Below are 2,557 nucleotides of genomic sequence, written 5' to 3'. Positions count from 1 at the left end.
AGTTGGGTACAGTTTCGAGCCTCGCTAACCGAGTGGCCGTACGAAGGCGGTTGGTACGCCTATTTTCGATTCGCAACGGACTTTTCGATAGTCGGATTGTATGCGGCCCAACTGTACTCGATAAGCGATATTGTGAACGGCTTGGGGCTTTATCGCTACGTCTCATCGTACGGGGTCATCTTCAGCGCATACATTATCAGTGGTTTGCTGAGGCGTGCCACGTATGGGGCGCGTGCCAGCAGACAACGCCTATTGTGGGGCTATTGGCTTGCACTTCAGGCGCTCAAGGTCCTGTACTCCTTCGCGGTTAGAAGACTGGGACCGCTCGTGTCACACGTCACGTAATTCCCCACGCGTGATCGGCGCCCGCGTCACATAATTCCCCACCCCCGTGTCACATAATTCCCCACCCAAAAGGTGGCACTGTGTTCTTGTGTAGAACACCGCCTCCCGTACATCTTGTTGGTCTTGGAGGTGTCGGGGTGGCACGGAGGTCATGGAACTTGAACCAAATCATCGAGATTCTGGAACACTGGCAAGCGGGTCGGAGCGTCAAGTCGATCGCTGAGAGCCTTGGGGTGGATCGCAAGACGGTCCGAAAGTACGTCAACGGTGTGCTCAGCGCAGGCGTCACCCGGGAAAGCTATCTCGAGCGCGAGGAATGGGTCGCGTTGCTCAAGCAGCGGTTTCCCGAATTGGACCACGCTCAGCGTTCGCCGACGTATTTTCTTTTGGAGCCGCACAAGGATGAGATACGCGACGCGCTGGGCAAGAACAGAGTGATCACAGTCTGGAAGAGGCAGGTGGTACCCACGCTGCCCGGGCTGAGCCTCAGTTCGTTTCGACGCTGGCTGCGGGATGTCATGCCCGAGGTCATAACGGGAAACCAGGTCACGGTATGGAGGCCGGATGTGCCGCCGGGAGAAGAGTCCCAGATAGATTTCGGCTATCTGGGCCCCTGGCAGGATCCCGCGACGAACAAGCAGTTGAGGGTATGGGCCTTCATCATGGTATTGAGCTACAGCAGGCATATGTTCGTGGAGCCGGTGTTTCGGCTGGACAGTCCTACCTGGCTTCATTGCCACATAGAGGCGTTCGAGTTTTTTGGCCGGGCGCCGAGGAGGCTGGTGCTCGACAACCTGAAGGACGGCGTGGTCAAGCCTGACATATACGATCCCGAGATCAATCTTGAGTACGCGCGCCTGGCCAGGCACTACGGCACGTTGGTAGACCCTTGTCGAGCCGGTCATCCAAAAGACAAGCCGCGGGTCGAGAGACAGGTTAGTTACGTTCGGGAAAGCATGTGGACTGGGATGCGGTTTGGCAACGTCGCGCACATGCGGCAACACAGCCGGCGCTGGTGTGTTGAGGACGCCGGCGCCCGCATTCACGGGACAACACGCTGGAGACCGTTCGAGTACTATGAGCAGAACGAGAAGCAGCATATGCTCCCGTTGCCCGCCGAGCGCTTCGAGGTGTTCGAGTTGACCACGGCAAAAGTGGCCCCTGACTCTCACTGCCAGGTGAGAAAGGCCAGGTACTCAGTGCCGTTCAGGTTCTTGGGTCGGACACTCTCAGTACGCGTCGGCGAGAAGACGGTTGAATTTTACCATGGTGAGGACCTGGTGAAGACGCATATCCGGCGGTTTGACCAGGGAACCAGTACGGACATGAGGGACCTGCCCGAGGAGAAGACAGCATTTTACCTGCACACACCCCAGGTATGCCTGCAGAAAGCCCGGCAAATCGGGACCCCGGTTCACGATGTGGTGCTCGCACTCCTGAACCAGGGGGCGCTCATTCACCTGAGGCAGGCCCAGGGGATACTGCGGCTCGAACAGAAACATGGCGCTGGGAGGCTCAACACCGCCTGCAAGATGGCGCTTTCCTGTGACGACCCCCACTACCGCACCATCAAGCGAATCCTCGATAACCGGATGGACATGTCCTTTACGGAGGAACCCACGGACCGCAGTGCGCGGATCGGGGCGTACCTCCACGGTTCGAACGCGTTCGCGTTCGACTTACCTCAGAAGGGGGTATGAATCGTGCACACACATCATCTTGCCACCAAGTTGAAGGCGCTCAAACTCGGCGGGATGCTCGATTCGCTCGAAACGAGGCTTGAGCAGGCGCAACATGACAACCATGGTTACCTGGTTTTCCTGGAATGGCTCCTCGAAGACGAGATACAGCGCAGGAACCAGAAGGCTCTCGCCATGAGAGTGAAGAAGGCGCGGTTCGATGAGGTGAGAAGCTTGGCCGAATTCGATTTCAGATACAATCCCAAGATCCCCGCGGAGATGATCCGTGATCTCGCCACATGTGGCTTTGTGGAGCGCGCCGAGTCCGTGGTGATCTGCGGGCCGGTGGGCGTCGGCAATTATGCAAAGCCGCAGATTATGCGAAGTAGTCTCATGGTCATGGAGCAAGACGTGCGGTAGAGAGTAGTTTAGCTTTTCATAACTCCTCATAATGGATTTGAGCTGCAGCTCAATATCCCATGTGAGGAGTTATGAAAAGCTAAACTACTCTCTACCGCACGTCTTGCTCCATG

Annotated in this window: 3 protein-coding genes; all 3 read left to right on the top strand. The window is 57.1% G+C overall.

Annotated features, from left to right (window positions below; genetic code table 11):
• The coding region (locus tag NUW23_15950) for a hypothetical protein (protein MCR4427646.1) at positions 1 to 345 on the top strand (345 nt) is incomplete at its 5' end.
• 158 nt (positions 346 to 503) lie between these two features.
• Positions 504 to 2,045: an IS21 family transposase gene (istA, locus tag NUW23_15945; protein ID MCR4427645.1), complete on the top strand. Its 1,542-nt coding sequence runs from the start codon at positions 504 to 506 to the stop codon at positions 2,043 to 2,045.
• Between the two features lie 3 nt (positions 2,046 to 2,048).
• Positions 2,049 to 2,444, top strand: a complete 396-nt coding sequence (locus NUW23_15940; protein ID MCR4427644.1) for an ATP-binding protein — start codon at positions 2,049 to 2,051, stop codon at positions 2,442 to 2,444.
• Positions 2,445 to 2,557: the final 113 nt, after the last annotated feature.

Source organism: Bacillota bacterium (genome assembly GCA_024655925.1).
Classification (GTDB): domain Bacteria; phylum Bacillota; class DTU025; order DTU025; family JANLFS01; genus JANLFS01.
Note: the sequence above shows the minus strand (reverse complement) of the source record. Positions and strands in the feature narration are given on the sequence as shown.